We start from the raw sequence: 17923 nt of genomic DNA, 5'->3' as shown, positions 1-17923 counted from the left end.
TTTCGCCAAACCACAGCTATTATATGTAGATACATACACGTAGCTTAGACAAGGATTGGCGATTGGGTATCGTTTGCCGTAGAATGCCAGCCCTTATTAATACATTTCAGACCTCTAAACGTCTAAAGGTGGTTAACCACAAACCCCGCATCGACACGCTTTCCGATGCGTTTACATGGGACAGAGTAATAAATTGAATACAAAATCGCGTTCGCTGTCACCGCTGGTGCAACTGGTGGGGATTCGCAAGGACTTCGATGGAAAAACGGTCATTTCGGATCTGGATTTGACTATCAACAACGGCGAGTTTCTCACGCTGCTTGGCCCCTCCGGTTGCGGTAAAACAACCGTTCTTCGGCTTATTGCCGGTCTGGAAAGTGTCGACGCCGGACAAATTTATCTGGAAAATCAGGACATCACAGAGGTGCCTGCTGAAGATCGTCACGTCAACACGGTCTTTCAGAGCTATGCGCTTTTCCCCCATATGACGGTTTTCGACAATGTTGCCTTCGGCCTGCGTATGCAAAAAACGCCCGCCAGCGACATCCCTCCCCGCGTCAACGATGCGCTGCGCATGGTGCAGTTAGAAGAGTTTGCGCAACGTAAACCGCACCAGCTCTCCGGCGGTCAGCAGCAGCGCGTGGCCATTGCTCGCGCGGTGGTCAACAAACCCAGCCTGCTACTGCTAGACGAATCCCTCTCCGCGCTCGACTACAAGCTGCGAAAGCAGATGCAAAACGAATTAAAAGCGTTGCAGCGTAAGCTTGGGATCACTTTCGTGTTCGTCACGCACGATCAGGAAGAAGCGCTGACCATGTCTGACCGTATTGTGGTGATGCGCGACGGCAAAATCGAGCAGGACGGCACGCCGCGTGAAATCTACGAAGAGCCGAAAAATTTGTTTGTCGCAAGCTTTATTGGCGAGATCAATATCTTTAGCGCCACGGTCATTGAACGCCTCGACAATCTTCGCGTCCGCGCCCTCGTGGAAGGCCGTGAATGCAACATCGACGTCAACTTCCCGGTGACGCCAGGGCAAAAACTTAACGTACTCTTGCGCCCTGAAGATCTACGCGTTGATGAGATTCACGATGGCACTGAGGTTGAAGGGCTTATTGGTTACGTTCGCGAGCGTAACTATAAAGGGATGACCCTTGAGTCGGTGGTTGAGCTGGAAAACGGCAAAATGGTTATCGTCAGTGAGTTCTTCAATGAAGATGACCCCGATTTTGACCATTCACTTGACCAGAAGATGGCCATTAATTGGGTTGAAAGCTGGGAGGTCGTACTGGCAGATGAAGAGCACAAGTAAGTTCCAGAATATGGTGATTGCCACCATCGTCGGTTGGCTTGTGCTGTTTGTGTTCCTGCCCAACCTGATGATCATCGGCACCAGTTTCCTGACGCGCGACGATGCCAACTTCGTCCAGATGGTCTTTACGCTGGATAACTATGCCCGGCTGCTCGACCCGCTGTACGCTGAGGTGTTGCTGCACTCACTCAACATGGCCATTATCGCCACGCTGGCGTGCCTGATACTGGGCTACCCGTTTGCCTGGTTTCTGGCACGTCTGCCGCAAAAGGTGCGTCCACTGCTGCTGTTTTTGTTGATTGTACCGTTCTGGACAAATTCACTGATTCGCATCTATGGGCTAAAAATCTTTCTCAGCACCAAAGGCTACCTCAATGAATTCCTGCTGTGGCTGGGCGTGATTGATACGCCAATCCGCATCATGTTTACGCCCAGCGCGGTTATCATTGGACTGGTGTATATCCTGCTGCCGTTTATGGTCATGCCACTGTATTCCAGCATCGAAAAGCTCGATAAACCGTTACTGGAAGCGGCAAAGGATCTTGGGGCCAACAAATTTCAGACCTTTATCCGCATTATTCTGCCGCTGACCATGCCGGGCATTATCGCCGGATGTCTGCTGGTTATGCTTCCCGCGATGGGCCTTTTCTATGTCTCGGACTTAATGGGCGGCGCGAAAAACCTGCTTATTGGTAACGTCATTAAGAGCCAGTTCCTCAATATTCGCGACTGGCCATTTGGGGCAGCCACCAGCATTACATTGACGGTAGTGATGGGGCTTATGCTGCTGGTGTACTGGCGGGCATCAAGACTGCTCAATAAAAAGGTGGAACTGGAATGATAGGTAAACTGCTGCGCGGTGGGTTTATGTCCGCCATTTATGCGTATCTCTATATTCCGATTATCATTTTAATCGTCAACTCGTTTAACAGCTCGCGCTTTGGCATCAACTGGCAAGGTTTCACCACCAAGTGGTACAGCCTGTTAATGAACAACGACAGCCTGCTGCAAGCGGCCCAGCACTCGCTGACGATGGCTATTTTCTCGGCCACCGCCGCGACATTAATTGGCTCACTGACCGCGGTCGCGCTTTATCGCTATCGCTTTCGCGGCAAACCCTTCGTCAGCGGCATGCTGTTCGTGGTGATGATGTCGCCGGATATCGTGATGGCGATTTCCTTGCTGGTGCTCTTTATGCTGCTGGGCATTCAGCTTGGCTTCTGGTCGCTGCTGTTCTCGCACATTACCTTTTGCCTGCCGTTTGTGGTGGTGACCGTCTACTCGCGGCTAAAAGGCTTTGATGTGCGCATGCTGGAGGCGGCTAAAGATCTGGGCGCCAGCGAGTTCACCATCTTGCGCAAGATCATTCTCCCACTGGCGCTGCCCGCGGTAGCCGCCGGTTGGCTTTTGAGCTTCACCTTGTCGATGGATGACGTTGTGGTCTCCTCTTTTGTGACCGGTCCAGGCTATGAAATTTTGCCGCTTAAGATCTACTCGATGGTGAAAGTTGGCGTATCACCGGAAGTCAATGCGCTCGCTACCATTTTGCTGGTACTGTCGCTATTGATGGTGGTTCTCAGCCAATTAATTGCACGTGATAAAACCAAAAGCCTGAACGTCAGGCACTAACCTCAGGGGACATAAAATGATGAAATGGTCACGCCACCTGCTCGCGGCAGGCGCTTTAGCACTCACCATGGGTGCCGCCCACGCGGACGATAGCAAAACGCTCTACTTCTACAACTGGACGGAGTATGTGCCGCCGGGGCTGCTTGAACAGTTCACCAAAGAGACAGGTATCAAGGTTATCTATTCCACTTACGAGTCGAATGAAACCATGTATGCCAAGCTCAAAACCTATAAAAATGGGGCTTACGATCTGGTCGTGCCATCCACTTACTTTGTCGACAAAATGCGCAAAGAAGGGATGATCCAGAAAATTGATAAAACCCAGTTGAGCAACTTTGGCAATCTCGACCCGGAGATGCTGAATAAGCCTTTCGATCCTAACAATGACTACTCGATTCCCTACATCTGGGGCGCCACGGCGATTGGCGTTAACAGCGACGTCATTGACCCTAAAACGGTGACAAGCTGGGCCGATTTATGGAAACCGGAATACAAAAGCAGCCTGTTATTAACCGATGATGCGCGCGAAGTGTTCCAGATTGCTTTACGCAAGCTGGGATATTCTGGTAACACCACCGCTCCAAAAGAGATTGAGGCGGCTTATCAGGAATTGCGCAAACTGATGCCAAACGTCGCGGCGTTCAACTCCGATAACCCTGCCAACCCGTATCTGGAAGGTGAAGTTAATCTGGGGATGGTGTGGAACGGTTCGGCGTTCGTTGCCCGTCAGGCCGGTGCGCCGCTGCAAGTGGTATGGCCAAAAGAAGGCGGCATTTTCTGGATGGACAGCCTCTCCATTCCTGCCAACGCCAAAAATAAAGAAGGCGCGCTGAAGCTGATTAACTTCTTACTGCGTCCAGACGTGGCTAAAGAGGTTGCGGAAACCGTCGGTTATCCTACGCCAAACCTGGCTGCGCGTAAGCTGTTAAGCCCGGAGATTGCTAACGATAAATCGCTCTACCCTGATGCCGAAACGATTAAAAATGGTGAATGGCAGAATGATGTTGGCAGCACCAGCACGCTGTACGAAGAGTATTATCAGAAGCTAAAAGCTGGACGTTAATCCGAAATGGTAGGCCTGATAAGCGTAGCGCCATCAGGCAATGCAGAGCAGATTGCCGGATGGCGGCATAACCGCCTTATCCGGCCTACCGGTCAGAGATCATTTCAGATCGTTTAAAAGATTTTCCACAAAAGCCGGTACCACTTCACTGGCTAAACCATAATGCTTTTCTTCGAACTCGCTGCCCACCTGGCTGGGTTCAAGATTGAGCTCCACGGTGTGCGCGCCGTGCAGTTTGGCTTCGTGAACAAACCCCGCCGCCGGGTAAACATGCCCGGACGTGCCGATGGCGATAAAAATATCCGCCATCGACAGCGCCAGGTAGATATTGTCCATCTCAAACGGCATTTCACCAAACCAGACGATATGCGGTCGCAGCGGCGCCGGGAACTGACAGCAGTGGCAGCGCTCATCAACCGATAGCTCCCCCGGCCAGTCGAATACCTGACCGCTTTGCGTACAACGCACTTTCAGCAGCTCACCGTGCATATGCAGCACGTTTTTATTGCCCGCGCGCTCATGCAAATTATCGATATTCTGCGTCACCAGCATAAAGCGATCGCCCAGCGCTTCTTCAAGCCTGGCAAGCGCAAGGTGCGCCGGATTGGGCGCAATCTCCGGCTGTTGCAGCTGCCGACGTCGTTCGTTATAGAAGTTTTGCACAAGCAGAGGATCGCGCGCGTAGCCTTCCGGGGTCGCCACGTCCTCCACTTTATGTTCTTCCCATAACCCATCGGCCGCACGGAAAGTACGGATCCCTGACTCTGCCGAAATACCGGCCCCGGTCAGCACCAATACCCTCGGTTTTTCTGTCTTATCTGACATAGCTCTGTCCGCGAAAAATGTACGCTGGCGAAGACGCTGGCGCAGCTGACGTTTATTCCGCCGAAAACGGCTCAATCGATGTAAGCGGCGCGACTGCATATCGACTCCATGTTAGTTGGTGAGATGAAGAAACGCTGCGCCGCGCATTCCACCTGCATCGCCATGTCGCGCACGTTCAATACGCGGCGGTCGGGCGACAGGGAGTAAATGACGCGGTAAGCGTTGCGCTAATCCATCGGCGATCGCTGAAAAATTAGATAATCCACCGCCGAGCACCACTAAATCCGGGTCGACAATGGTCAGGATATTACCCAGACACACGGCCAGCAGATCCAGATAACGCTCGACGTGTTCACGGGCGTTAGCGTCTCCCTGCTGCCACAGGGCAACGATTTCCGGCGAGGTCAGTGACTGCTGGTAGAAATGGTTATACAGCCAGGCAAACCCACGGCCGGACAAATAGTTTTCGATACAGCCATGTTGACCGCAGCCGCAGCGCGTGAGCGGGAAATCGCGCCCTACCACCTCCAGTGCATCAACCGGCAGGCGAATATGACCAAATTCGCCGGTGATATAACTGTGACCGGTAATCGATTTACCGTTTTGCACGATACCACCGCCGACGCCGGTGCCAAGGATCAGCCCCATCACCAGCGGATATTGGGTAAATTCGTCGTCCCAGGCTTCGGAGATGGCAAAACAGTTGGCGTCGTTATCAAGACGCACGTCTCTGTCCAGCAGGCGGCTTAAATCCGCACGCAGCGGCTTGCCAGAGGCCGCCGGGACGTTCGCGGCGTACAGCAAACCGCCCTCGGTTTCCGGCATACCGGGGATGCCGATACCTACCGTGCCCCGACACTGAAAACGCTCGTCGGCTTCTACCACCAGCCCGATGACCGCCTCCAGAAACGCGTCATAGCTCTCTTTCGGGGTGGGGATGCGTTTTTCCCACTGAAGCTGGCGCGATGAATCAAATACGCCCAGCGCGATTTTGCTGCCGCCAATGTCAAATCCATAATGCATCATTGTTCATTCCTCTAACTGACGCGCGCAGCAGCAACGCCACGCGGTCAGGACGTCAAATTACTGGCCACTCAGCACCCTCGCTGGGTCAATACGGCTGGCGCGACGGGCGGGATACCAGCTCGCCAGCAAACTCAGTAACAGTGCCGTGACCAGCACGTAAACGACATCCAGCCAGTGCAACTCAGACGGCAGGAAGTCGATAAAATAGATGTCGCCAGATAAGAACTGGTGACCAATAAGTTTTTCAATCCAGTTAATAATGTCGGTCAGATACAGCGAAGCCAGAACGCCGATAACCACGCCGCACAGGCTGCCAAACAGACCAGCCAATAAACCATACCATACGAAAATAGCGCGGATCAGCCCGTCTTTGGCGCCCAATGTGCGCAGTACCGCAATATCGCTACTTTTGTCTTTAACCGCCATCACCAGCGTGGAGACGATGTTAAAACAGGCCACGCCGATAACCAGCACCATCGCCAGATACATGATGGCGCGGATCATCTGGATATCGCGATACATATAGCCGTAGGTGCCAATCCAGCTTTTGATATAGACGTAATTGTTGGTCACTTCACCCGCGTCACGCACCAGCTTGTTGGCGTTAAACACGTCTTTCACTTTGATGGCGATACCGGAAACACTCTCACCCATATCAAGATATTGTTGCGCATCCTGCATGGGGATCATGGCAAAGCTGTGATCCAACTGGCCGCTGAGTTGCAAAATGCCGACCACATGCAAACGCACGCGTTTAGGCTGCAACAGTTTATGTTCGGCGTTGGAATTGGGGATCATAATCGACACCCAGCCACCGGCTTTCACCTTCAGCGCATCCGCAACCCCTTTACCGAGAATAATCTGCTGCTCACCGGCTTTAAAATTGGCCCAGGCATCGCCCTGCACAAAGCTCGGCAGCGCGCTAAGTCTGGCTTCCTGCTGCGGATCAACGCCTTTGACCTGGATTGCGCGCAGATTACTGCCACTCTCAATAAGGCCGGTAAAGTTGATATACGGTGCTGCGGCCTCAATGCCCTTCACCGCTTCGACCTTAGATAACACCCCGCGCCAGTTTTCCCACGGCTGATTAACCGCTTCAATTTCACCGTGCGGTACCACCGCCAGAATACGGTTATTCAGCTCGCGCTCGAAACCGTTCATCGCGCTAAGGCCTACGATCAGTACCGCCACGCCCAGCGCGATACCCACCGTGGAAATGATTGAAATCAGCGACACCATGCCGCCGCGCCGACGTCCGCGGCTAAAGCGCAGGCCAATCAGTAACGAAAGCGACGGAGCCATTAATGCGCTCCCATCAGGGTCAGTTCAGCGCTCAAATGGCCGTCACGCATTTCCAGCTGGCGTCCCATCCGTTTGGCGAGTTGCAGATCGTGGGTGACCACTAAAAACGCCGTACCCTGCAACTGATTGAGCTCGCCGAGCAGTTTGAAAATGCTATCGGCGTTTTTGGCATCAAGGTTACCGGTCGGTTCATCCGCCAGCACCAGGCGCGGGTTATTCACCAGCGCGCGGGCAATCGCCACGCGCTGACGCTCACCGCCGGAGAGCTCAGACGGACGGTGGCTGGCGCGGTGGTCAAGACCCACCGCTTTCAGCATCGCCAGCGCCCGCTCGTTGATTTCAGCCGTTTTCTTTTTGCCAATCAGCAGCGGCATAGCCACGTTTTCAAGGGCAGAAAAGTCCGGAAGCAGATGGTGAAACTGATAAATAAAGCCCAGTTTCTGGTTACGCAGTTCAGCTTTTGCGGCTGAGGAGAGCTTGCTCATCGGCTGACCGCTGAAAATCACATCGCCGGAAGTCGGCGTGTCCAGCCCGCCCAGCAGGTGTAACAACGTACTTTTCCCGGAGCCGGATGTGCCGACGATCGCCATCATTTCGCCTTCATCAATGCTGAAGCTGACATTGTGCAAAACATCAGTTTGCACGTTGCCTTCCTGATAGCGTTTGCACAGGTTGTCGCATTGCAACAGGATCTTATTCATAACGTAAAGCCTCAGCGGGTTGAGTGGCGGCAGCGCGCCAGGAAGGGTACAGCGTTGACAGCAGCGCAAGGGCCATGGCCACCAGCGCAATCACGATAACCTGCAGCGGTTCAATGGCAACCGGCAGTGCCGCACCATCAAGAAGCGCGCCGATAATCGGCATTAAATTATTCAGTTGGCTGGCGAGCAAGACGCCGAGCACCGCGCCCAGCAGCGCACCAATTACGCCTGCGCTGGCTCCTTGCACCATAAATACGGTGAGGATTTGACGCCGCGTCAGCCCCTGGGTTTGCAAAATCGCCACCTCGCCCTGCTTTTCCATCACCATCAGACCAAGCGAGGTGATGATGTTAAACGCCGCCACGGCGACGATAAGGCTAAGCAGCAGGCCCATCATGTTTTTTTCCATGCGCACGGCCTGGAACAGCTCGCCTTTGCGCTCGCGCCAGTCCTGCCATTTTGTGCCTTCTGGCAGCGTTTGCTGGCTTAAGGTATCCACCTGCAACGGTTTATCCAGCCACAGACGCCAGCCGGTAATGTTGCCTGCCGGGTAAAGCATCAGGCGCGACGCGTCCTGAATATTTACCAGCATCTGGTAGCCGTCGACTTCGCTGTTCGCTGCGAAAGTACCAATCACCGTAAACAGGCGCTGGCTAGGCAAACGCCCCATCGGGGTGAACTGGCTGGCGGACGGCACCATCACGCGGATTTGATCGCCGCGGTTAACGCCCAACTGTCCGGCCAGCTGTTCGCCGAGGATAACGTTATACTTTCCGGCCACGAGGTCAGCCTGTTTAACGTTAATCAGATACGGCGTCAACGGATCCTTTTGTGCCGGGTCAATACCCAGCATCACCCCCACCGAGACGCTGCGCGCGCTTTGCAGCACCACATCGCCGGTCGTGAGCGGCGCAACGCGCGTCACGCCTTGCAGCTTAACGCTTTGTTCAGGGAATTTTTGTGGGTTCAGCGAGCCTTGATCGGCGCTCAGAATGGCCTGCGGCATCAGCCCCAGGATGTTGTTTTGCAGCTCGCGTTCAAAGCCGTTCATCACCGAAAGGACGGTGACCAGCGCCATTACGCCAAGCGTAATGCCGATAGTCGACAGCCAGGAAACAAAGCGACCGAAACGGTCCGCTGCTCGCCCACGCATATAACGCAGGCCAATAAATAGTGCGACAGGTTGATACATGTAATCCGTCTGGTTGCTGATAGCAGAAGCACGAGTATATAAGCGAAAGCGGAATGGGTAAATGACTGAACCGTAAGCGCAAGCCTGACATTGGCTGACAATACAACACGGTGATTGAATTTTTCACCACAACGGGCAATAGTGATGTTTTCCCTTTATTTGCGAATTCATGATGATCCGCACCCTGAACCCTGTGTTGTTAGCCGCTGGCGCGCTGCTGCTTGCACTTTTTCTGATTTATACCGGCGTTAACGCCGCCGAGAAAGTGACCTGGATAATGGAAGTCACCCCGGTGATTATCGTGGTCCCCGTTTTGCTGTTAACGGCCAAACGTTATCCACTGACACCCCTGCTTTACACGCTGATTTTCTTTCACGCCATCATATTGATGGTCGGTGGGCAGTACACCTACGCGAAGGTGCCTATTGGTTTTGATGTGCAGGCGTGGTTTGACCTCAGCCGGAACCCGTACGACAAACTGGGCCATTTCTTCCAGGGGCTAGTACCGGCGCTGGCGACGCGCGAAATTCTGCTACGTGGGCACATTGTACGCGGGCGTAAGATGCTGGCGTTTCTGGTCTGCTGCGTGGCGCTGGCGATTAGCGCGACCTATGAGCTTATCGAATGGTGGGCGGCGCTGGCGATGGGACAAGGGGCGGATGATTTCCTCGGCACCCAGGGCGATCCGTGGGATACCCAATCGGATATGTTCTGCGCCCTGCTGGGCGCGCTAACCACGGTGATATTGCTGGCAGGCGTGCATTGTCGACAGCTAAAAGCTGCCGGATGGCGCTGACGCTTATCCGGCCTACGGGATACTCACTGTAGGCTGGATAAGGCGCTTACGCCGCCATCCGGCATTTTTTCTCTACCCGCGACGAAACTTGATAATCAGAATCGGCATGGCGAACAGCAGGGTTAAAAAGTTCGCCATGCTCACCGCCGTATCCTCAATCATCACGCCGTAAATCAGCCACATCACCAGTCCGCAAACGAACATAATGTACATCAGGCCGGAGATCCCCTGAGTATTGCGGGTGGCGATCACCTTAATAGCCTGGGGTAAGAACGACAGCGTCGTCAGGCATGCGGCCGCATAGCCAATCAAAGAAGCCCACTCCATGGTTACGCCTGCGCATCGCGAGTCACGGTAAGCGGACTTACCGGCACCTCATGCGGTGCGTTTGGCGTCGGCACTTTGCGATATTTATCCAACAGGTGAATCTGAATTTTGCGCAACTGATCGCCATTCAGACGGTAGTAGCGGAAATAGAGCACCAGCGTCACTGCAAAGAACACGACAGGCAGCACAATCATAATGAACTGCATGCCGAGCACGGTTTCGGTAGACTGGGCGACGTTTGGCGTATAGCCAATCACCCCGAGCACCACCGCGATAAAGAAGGCGGCAAACGCCGACCCGCCCTTCACCACCATCGTCTGCACCGCATAGGCGATACTTTCGCAACGAACGTTAAACTTGTACTCGCCGTAATCGACGGTATCCGCCACCATAATCACCTGCAATACCCAAAACAGCGCCGTGCCGATGTTCAGGAAAATCCCCGCAAGACAGATAACCAATACGTTCGCTGAACCCACTAACGCCATCAGTAGCAGCACGCCGCCGCTGACCATTGGCAGAATTGATGCCCCCGCCCAAAGTACTCGTCTTGACAGCGCCTTCGCCAGACGCGGGAACAGTATCAACGTCAGCAGGTTGGCAGCCCCTGCATAGGAGAGATAGTACGGGAACAGATCCGCATCGCCGACCACATAGGTGAAATAGTAAATAGCAAAACCGGTGATGATATTCGATGCCACGTTGTAGGCTAGCGCCATTCCCAGCAGGCAGGAAAGTTGGTCGTTTTTATAGATGAGCGCGAGAATGGATTTCAGCGACAGACGACTGCTGTCCGCCGTGGCATCGCTGTCTGATGAGAAGACTTCATGGACGTTACGCAGCGTAACAATCGTCGAGGCAATAAAGAACGCGATCAGCACCAGCGTGAACATCTGAAAACCAAACCCGCGATCCGCACCGCCCACATAGTTCACAAACGGCAGCGTTATCCCGGCGGTTACAAACCCGGCAAGGCTTGCGAAAAAGCGCGGGAACGGCACCAGCTGTTCGCGTTCGCGCTTATCGAGGGTGATGGTGGGCACCAGCGACCAGAATGGAATATCCATCAAGGTATAAGTCGTGCCCCACAGGATGTAGGTGATGCAGACGAATACCACCTGCGTGGTGCCTTCAAACAGATGGGCGCTGAACAGTAAAAACAGCACCAGCGAGTTCAACAGCGTGCCGAGCAGGATCCACGGCTTAAATTTACCCCAGCGCGTTCGCGTAGCGTTCACCACCCAGCCCATGATCGGGTCGTTGAACGCGTTCCAGATTTTCGCCACCAGAAATAGTGTACCGACGACGCCAACCGACAAGCCCACCACGTCGGTGTAGTAATACATCAGATACATGTAGACGATGCCGATGGCGAAATCCTTACCAAATGCACCGAACCCGTAACTTAATTTTGTTTTCAGAGAGATGCTCATAGGATACCGGGTCGCTGTTACCAGCGCCCGCCTTGATGTTATTAGAGATGTAAAACGCCGGATTCACCGCCCGGCGTCGCCGTAATTAACGGTGCAGCCAGGCCGGTAGCCAGTTGCCGTGCGAGGCAATCAGGTCATCCACCAGCGCATAGATTTCCTCAATGCCGAGCACGGCGGCGGTGTGCGGATCCATCATTGCGGCGTGATACACCCGGTCGCGATTTTCGGTCAAAATAGCTTCGGTGAGCAGCGTCTGTACGTTGATATTGGTCTGCATCATCGCCGCCAGATGCGACGGTATCGCCCCCACTTTGGTTGGCTGAATACCGTTGGCATCCACCAGGCACGCCACCTCAACGCAGCTTCCCTGCGGCAGGTTGTCGATAAGCGCATCGTTACGCACGTTGCCGTAAATCACGCTCGGTTCACCGGTCCAGATAGCGTTCATGATGGTGCTGGCGTATTCCCGCGATGGCTTAATATCGATGCGCTCCGCCGTTTTGTACTCCTCCAGCTCTTTATGCCAGTTCGCCAGTTGCTCCACGCAGCGTTTCGGATATTCGTCCAGCGGCACTTTATAGCGTTCAATCAAATCTTCACGCCCCGGCTTGATAAACCACGGGGTGTATTCGGCAAAGTGTTCTGAGGATTCGGTTACAAAGTAGCCCAGCTTCTTAAACATCTCGTAGCGCACAATATTCTGGCAGCGCTCATTGCCGTGTAAATTCGCTTTCGGCGCTTTGCCTTCGGCATAGGCGGCCAGCAGTTCCGGGTAGAGATCGACATAGCTGCCATCGGCCGTTTTGCGCTCCAGCTCCAGATAAAACGCCATATGGTTAATCCCGGCGCTGCGATAGCGTAATGTTGCCGGGTCGATATCCAGGTCGCGCGCCAGTTCTTCCGCCGTTCCCTGCACCGAGTGGCACAGCCCGACCTGCTTGATATGCGGATAACGGGCGTACATTGCCCAGGTATTCATCGCCATCGGATTGACGTAGTTGAGCATAGTGGCGTTCGGACAGACGTCGGTCATATCGTCGCATATCCGCCACAGATGAGGGATGGTGCGCAGCGCGCGCATAATGCCGCCCGGCCCCAGCGTATCGGCAATGGTTTGTTCCAGACCATGACGCTTACAGACCTCAAAATCGGTTACCGTGCACGGTTCATAGCCGCCAATCTGGAAGGCAACCACCACAAAATCCGCATTCTGCAACGCCGCGCGCTGGTCGGTGTGGCAGGTGATATGGCCGGAAGCCCCGGCAGAATCCATCAGCTTACGCACCACAATGTGCGACTCTTCCAGCCGCGTTTCGTCGATATCCATCAGGGCGATATGCGCCGACTTCAACGCCTCACGGTGGAAAACATCGCCGAGAATATTTTTAACAAAGATGGTTGAACCCGCGCCGATAAAGGTAATTTTTGGTGCTGTCATCGTGACTCTCCAGAACAGTAGTTAACCTCTTCATCGTGGCACGCGCGGTGAGTGAAAACCTCCGGCTTCCCGGATGAGCATTCCCATAAACTCAGATCGTCTGCACAGAGCGCGTAAATCTGAGGTTATGGGACAATGTCGGCGGAAAAGCAGAGTAATGCGCCTGCAATCAGGCCTATGCTTAAAGAAAAGTATGACTTTTGTGTCGGCATTCTCGGTCACCAGGCCAGAAACCTGCCATGATTCTGATAATTCAGGAAATGGAGTCATCATGAATATTGATCCGATAACCCTCCTCCCGCCCGACCCGCATATGTGCAACGGTGATGAGAAGCAGACCCGTAGCCCGCTGGCGTTGTATTCTGAATATCAGCGGATGGATATTGAGCTACGACGCCCGCACGTTATGCCCGCCAGCCACTGGCATGGTCAGGTTGAGGTGAACGTGCCGTTTGACGGCGACGTTGAGTATTTGATCAATAACGAAGTGGTTCAGATAGAACAAGGCCACATCACCCTGTTCTGGGCCTGCACCCCGCACCAGCTCACCCATATCGGCCATTGCGAAAAGATGGCGATTTTCAGCCTGCCGATGCATCTTTTTCTCTCCTGGCCGCTGGACCGCGAATTGATTAACCACGTCACCCACGGCATGGTGATTAAATCGCTGGCGACCCAACAACTCAGCACCTTTGAGGTATTACGCTGGCAGCAGGAGATGCGCAGCCCGAACGAACAGATTCGGCAGCTGGCGATCGATGAAATCGGCCTGATGCTTAAGCGCTTTAGCCTCTCCGGCTGGCAGCCTATTTTGCTCAACAAAACCTCGCGCACGCATAAAAATAGCGTCTCCCGTCACGCACAGTTTTACGTCAGCCAGATGCTGGGATTCATTGCCGATAACTACGATCAGGCATTAACCATTAACGATGTTGCCGAGCATGCGAAACTCAACGCCAACTATGCAATGGGTATTTTCCAGCGCGTCATGCAGTTAACGCTTAAACAGTACATTACCGCCATGCGGATCAACCACGTCCGTGCGCTTTTGAGCGACACCGATAAAACGATTCTCGATATCGCCATGACCGCCGGATTCCGCTCCAGCAGCCGTTTTTACAGCACATTCGGCAAGCTGGTCGGCATGTCGCCGCAGCAATACCGCAAGTTGAGCCAGCAGCGCCGACAGCCTGTCTGAAGCATTATCGTCTTTTTCAACGGTTGCACTCCCGCCACCATCACGGATAATAAGCGTATAAGATTGATATGATTACCGTATCGAACACGGCTTTTATTCTGGAGAACGTGCGCTGACTATGCCTGAACATGCCCGTTATGCCTTACCGACGAAACCCGGTGAGCAACGCCTGCTTGGCGAACTGACCGGTGCCGCTTGTGCGACGGTGGTCGCTGACATCGCAGAACATCATCCCGGCCCGGTGGTGTTAATCGCCCCGGATATGCAAAACGCTCTGCGCCTGCATGACGAAATTGGCCAGTTCACCGATGCGCTGGTGATGAACCTCGCCGACTGGGAGACGCTGCCTTACGACAGCTTCTCGCCGCATCAGGATATTATCTCCTCGCGCCTGTCAACGCTGTATCAGTTGCCAACCATGCAGCGCGGCGTGTTGATTGTGCCGGTCAGCACCTTAATGCAGCGCGTCTGCCCGCATAGCTTCCTGCACGGCCACGCGCTGGTGATGAAAAAAGGACAGCGCCTGTCGCGTGATGCGCTGCGTAACCAGCTTGATAGCGCCGGATACCGCCATGTTGATCAGGTGATGGAACACGGCGAATACGCCATCCGTGGCGCGCTGCTCGACCTCTATCCCATGGGCAGCGACCAGCCGTACCGCCTTGATTTCTTTGATGATGAAATTGATAGCCTGCGCGTCTTTGACGTCGACAGCCAGCGGACGCTTGATGAAGTTGACGCCATCAATCTGCTGCCCGCGCACGAATTCCCGACCGATAAAGCCGCCATTGAACTGTTCCGCAGCCAGTGGCGCGACCAGTTTGACGTTAAGCGCGATGCCGAGCATATCTATCAGCAAGTGAGTAAAGGCACGTTACCGGCGGGGATCGAGTACTGGCAGCCGCTGTTCTTTAGCGAGCCGCTACCGCCGCTCTTTAGCTACTTCCCGGCCAATACGCTGCTGGTGAATACCGGTGATATCGACACCAGCGCCAACCGTTTTCAGGCCGATGCCCAGGCCCGCTTTGAGAACCGCGGCGTTGATCCGATGCGCCCGCTGCTGGCCCCTGCTCACCTTTGGCTTCGCACCGACGAGCTCAACAGCGAGCTGAAAAAATGGCCGCGCGTCCAGCTTAAGACGGAGCATCTGGCGAAAAAAGCGGCCCACGTCAATATGGGCTTCCAGCCGCTGCCGGATCTTTCCGTGCAGGCGCAAAATAAAGCGCCGCTGGATAATCTGCGAAAATTTATTGAGTCCTTTAGCGGGCCGGTTATTTTTTCGGTGGAGAGTGAAGGCCGCCGTGAAGCGCTAGGTGAACTGCTGGCGCGTATTAAGCTTGCGCCTAAACGCATCCAGCGTCTTGACGAGGCGGAGGGCAACCAGCGCTATCTGATGATTGGCGCTGCCGAACATGGTTTTATCGACACCCAGAATAACCGCGCGCTTATCTGCGAAAGCGATCTCCTGGGCGAGCGCGTGGCGCGTCGCCGTCAGGACTCTCGCCGCACCATTAACCCGGATACCTTAATTCGCAACCTGGCGGAGCTGCATATCGGTCAGCCGGTGGTGCATCTTGAGCACGGGGTTGGGCGTTATGCCGGCATGACGACGCTGGAAACCGGTGGTATCACCGCCGAGTACCTGATGCTTATCTATGCCAACGACGCCAAGCTGTATGTGCCGGTGTCGTCGCTGCACCTTATCAGTCGCTACGCGGGTGGCGCGGACGAGAGTGCGCCGCTGCATAAACTGGGTAGCGATGCCTGGTCACGCGCGCGGCAGAAAGCGGCTGAAAAAGTGCGTGACGTGGCGGCTGAACTGCTGGATATCTACGCCCAGCGTGCGGCGAAAGAGGGCTTTGCCTTCAAGCACGACAAGGAGCAGTACCAGCTATTCTGCGACAGCTTCCCGTTTGAAACCACGCCGGATCAGGCGCAGGCCATCAACGCCGTTTTAAGCGATATGTGCCAGCCGCTGGCGATGGATCGTCTGGTGTGCGGCGACGTTGGCTTTGGCAAAACCGAAGTGGCAATGCGCGCCGCCTTCCTCGCCGTCGAAAACCACAAGCAGGTCGCGGTGCTGGTACCCACTACCCTGCTCGCTCAGCAGCACTACGATAACTTCCGCGACCGCTTTGCCAACTGGCCGGTGCGGATTGAAGTGTTATCACGTTTTCGTAGTGCCAAAGAGCAAACCCAGATTCTGGCCGAGGCCGCCGAAGGTAAGATTGATATTCTGATTGGCACCCATAAACTGCTGCAAAGCGACGTTAAGCTGCGCGATCTTGGGCTGTTGATTGTCGATGAGGAGCACCGTTTCGGCGTGCGCCACAAAGAGCGTATCAAAGCGATGCGCGCCGACGTCGATATTCTGACGCTCACCGCAACGCCGATTCCGCGAACCTTGAATATGGCGATGAGCGGTATGCGCGATCTGTCGATCATCGCCACGCCACCGGCGCGCCGTCTGGCGGTCAAAACCTTCGTCCGCGAGTACGACAGCCTGGTGGTGCGCGAAGCGATTTTGCGTGAAACGCTGCGCGGCGGTCAGGTGTACTATCTGTTCAACGACGTTGAAAATATTCAGAAAGCGGCGGATAAACTTGCCGAACTGGTGCCGGAAGCCCGCATTGCCATCGGCCACGGTCAGATGCGCGAGCGCGAACTGGAACGGGTGATGAATGATTTCCACCACCAGCGTTTCAACGTGCTGGTGTGTACCACCATCATCGAAACCGGTATCGATATTCCGACCGCCAACACCATCATCATTGAGCGCGCCGATCACTTTGGCCTGGCGCAGCTTCACCAGCTCAGAGGCCGCGTGGGGCGCTCCCACCATCAGGCCTATGCCTGGCTGTTAACGCCGCATCCAAAAGCGATGACGACCGATGCGCAAAAGCGTCTGGAGGCCATTGCCTCACTGGAAGATTTAGGCGCCGGATTTGCGCTGGCGACCCACGACCTTGAGATTCGTGGCGCGGGTGAGCTATTGGGTGAAGGTCAGAGTGGGCAGATGGAATCTATCGGCTTCTCGCTGTATATGGAGATGCTGGAAAACGCCGTCGATGCGCTTAAAGAGGGGCGCGAGCCGTCGCTTGAAGATCTCACCAGCCAGCAGACGGAAGTTGAGCTGCGGATGCCGTCGCTGCTACCGGATGACTATATCCCGGATGTAAATACGCGTCTGTCGTTCTACAAACGTATCGCCAGCGCCAAAGGTGAGCATGAGCTTGACGAGATTAAAGTCGAGTTGATTGACCGCTTCGGCCTGTTACCGGACGCCGCGCGCAACCTGCTGGACATTGCGCGTCTACGTCAGCAGGCGCAGAAGCTTGGGATCCGCAAGCTTGAAGGCAACGACAAAGGCGGCGTCATTGAGTTTGCCGAGAAAAATCACGTCAATCCTTCCTGGCTTATCGGTTTGCTGCAAAAACAACCGCAGCACTATCGGTTAGATGGCCCGACGCGTCTGCGCTTCTTCCAGGAACTGGCCGAGCGTAAAACGCGCATGGACTGGGTGCGTCAGTTTATGCAGCAACTTGAAGAAAACGCCCTCGCCTGACGGTAATTGTCGCGGGTACGTCAACGTACCCGCTACCGCTTACGGACTCGCTTCCCCAAAGTTTCCCCCCATCCGCACTTTTCCTGCTCATGAATTAACTAAAAAGCCGTTTCATT

At 54.6% G+C, this 17923-nt stretch carries 15 protein-coding genes; 7 read left to right on the top strand and 8 right to left on the bottom strand.

What is annotated here, in order from left to right; genetic code table 11:
* The first annotated feature begins 175 nt into the window (after positions 1 to 175).
* From potA to potD, 4 genes are read left to right on the top strand one after another with little or no spacing between them, the layout of a single operon-like run.
* Complete coding sequence (gene potA / locus ACIPDS_RS01910) at positions 176 to 1312, top strand: spermidine/putrescine ABC transporter ATP-binding protein PotA (RefSeq protein WP_400732190.1); 1137 nt, start codon at positions 176 to 178, stop codon at positions 1310 to 1312.
* Positions 1296 to 2153: a spermidine/putrescine ABC transporter permease PotB gene (gene potB / locus ACIPDS_RS01905; RefSeq protein WP_400732189.1), complete on the top strand. Its 858-nt coding sequence runs from the start codon at positions 1296 to 1298 to the stop codon at positions 2151 to 2153. The genes potA and potB overlap by 17 nt, the downstream gene beginning before the upstream one ends.
* Entirely contained in the window at positions 2150 to 2941 is a 792-nt protein-coding gene (gene potC, locus ACIPDS_RS01900) for a spermidine/putrescine ABC transporter permease PotC (RefSeq protein WP_400732187.1), read from the top strand. The genes potB and potC overlap by 4 nt, the downstream gene beginning before the upstream one ends.
* Before the next feature lie 16 nt (positions 2942 to 2957).
* Positions 2958 to 4004 carry a spermidine/putrescine ABC transporter substrate-binding protein PotD gene (gene potD / locus ACIPDS_RS01895; RefSeq protein WP_400732185.1) on the top strand — a complete coding sequence of 349 codons (1047 nt, stop codon included), beginning with the start codon at positions 2958 to 2960 and terminating at the stop codon, positions 4002 to 4004.
* A 99-nt stretch (positions 4005 to 4103) separates the two neighbouring features.
* Here potD and cobB read toward each other — a convergent pair whose 3' ends face one another.
* Genes cobB through lolC form a run of 5 tightly spaced genes read right to left on the bottom strand, consistent with a single transcriptional unit; the run spans position 4104 to position 9050 of the window.
* Positions 4104 to 4928, bottom strand: a complete 825-nt coding sequence (gene cobB, locus ACIPDS_RS01890; RefSeq protein WP_400732183.1) for a Sir2 family NAD+-dependent deacetylase — start codon at positions 4926 to 4928, stop codon at positions 4104 to 4106.
* Between the two features lie 12 nt (positions 4929 to 4940).
* Complete coding sequence (gene nagK, locus ACIPDS_RS01885; protein WP_400733396.1) at positions 4941 to 5852, bottom strand: N-acetylglucosamine kinase; 912 nt, start codon at positions 5850 to 5852, stop codon at positions 4941 to 4943.
* A gap of 60 nt (positions 5853 to 5912) precedes the next feature.
* Positions 5913 to 7157 (bottom strand): lipoprotein-releasing ABC transporter permease subunit LolE, encoded by a 1245-nt coding sequence (gene lolE / locus ACIPDS_RS01880; RefSeq protein ID WP_166514210.1) that lies wholly within the window; start codon positions 7155 to 7157, stop codon positions 5913 to 5915.
* Positions 7157 to 7858: a lipoprotein-releasing ABC transporter ATP-binding protein LolD gene (lolD, locus tag ACIPDS_RS01875; protein WP_400732182.1), complete on the bottom strand. Its 702-nt coding sequence runs from the start codon at positions 7856 to 7858 to the stop codon at positions 7157 to 7159. Before lolD ends, lolE begins: the two co-directional genes overlap by 1 nt.
* Entirely contained in the window at positions 7851 to 9050 is a 1200-nt protein-coding gene (lolC, locus tag ACIPDS_RS01870) for a lipoprotein-releasing ABC transporter permease subunit LolC (RefSeq protein WP_400732180.1), read from the bottom strand. Before lolC ends, lolD begins: the two co-directional genes overlap by 8 nt.
* Before the next feature lie 172 nt (positions 9051 to 9222).
* Between lolC and ACIPDS_RS01865 the strand changes: the two genes are divergently transcribed.
* Complete coding sequence (locus ACIPDS_RS01865) at positions 9223 to 9846, top strand: DUF2238 domain-containing protein (RefSeq protein ID WP_400733394.1); 624 nt, start codon at positions 9223 to 9225, stop codon at positions 9844 to 9846.
* Positions 9847 to 9918: 72 nt separating this feature from the next.
* Here ACIPDS_RS01865 and ACIPDS_RS01860 read toward each other — a convergent pair whose 3' ends face one another.
* The 3 genes from ACIPDS_RS01860 to ACIPDS_RS01850 all read right to left on the bottom strand — a co-directional run bounded on the left by ACIPDS_RS01860 (position 9919) and on the right by ACIPDS_RS01850 (position 13044).
* Entirely contained in the window at positions 9919 to 10173 is a 255-nt protein-coding gene (locus ACIPDS_RS01860) for a SemiSWEET transporter (protein ID WP_166514213.1), read from the bottom strand.
* A 2-nt stretch (positions 10174 to 10175) separates the two neighbouring features.
* Positions 10176 to 11606 carry a melibiose:sodium transporter MelB gene (gene melB / locus ACIPDS_RS01855; protein WP_400732178.1) on the bottom strand — a complete coding sequence of 477 codons (1431 nt, stop codon included), beginning with the start codon at positions 11604 to 11606 and terminating at the stop codon, positions 10176 to 10178.
* An 85-nt stretch (positions 11607 to 11691) separates the two neighbouring features.
* Positions 11692 to 13044, bottom strand: a complete 1353-nt coding sequence (locus tag ACIPDS_RS01850) for an alpha-glucosidase/alpha-galactosidase (RefSeq protein ID WP_400732177.1) — start codon at positions 13042 to 13044, stop codon at positions 11692 to 11694.
* Between the two features lie 271 nt (positions 13045 to 13315).
* Between ACIPDS_RS01850 and melR the strand changes: the two genes are divergently transcribed.
* Positions 13316 to 14242, top strand: coding sequence for a transcriptional regulator MelR (gene melR, locus ACIPDS_RS01845; RefSeq protein WP_400732175.1), 927 nt, complete (start codon positions 13316 to 13318; stop codon positions 14240 to 14242).
* A 118-nt stretch (positions 14243 to 14360) separates the two neighbouring features.
* A complete protein-coding gene (mfd, locus tag ACIPDS_RS01840) occupies positions 14361 to 17807 on the top strand; it encodes a transcription-repair coupling factor (RefSeq protein ID WP_400732174.1) in 3447 nt (1148 codons plus the stop codon).
* The last annotated feature ends 116 nt before the right edge of the window (positions 17808 to 17923 follow it).

Source organism: Kluyvera sp. NPDC087067 (assembly GCF_044745165.1).
GTDB lineage: Bacteria > Pseudomonadota > Gammaproteobacteria > Enterobacterales > Enterobacteriaceae > Kluyvera.
This window is presented reverse-complemented; position numbering and strand designations above follow the sequence as displayed.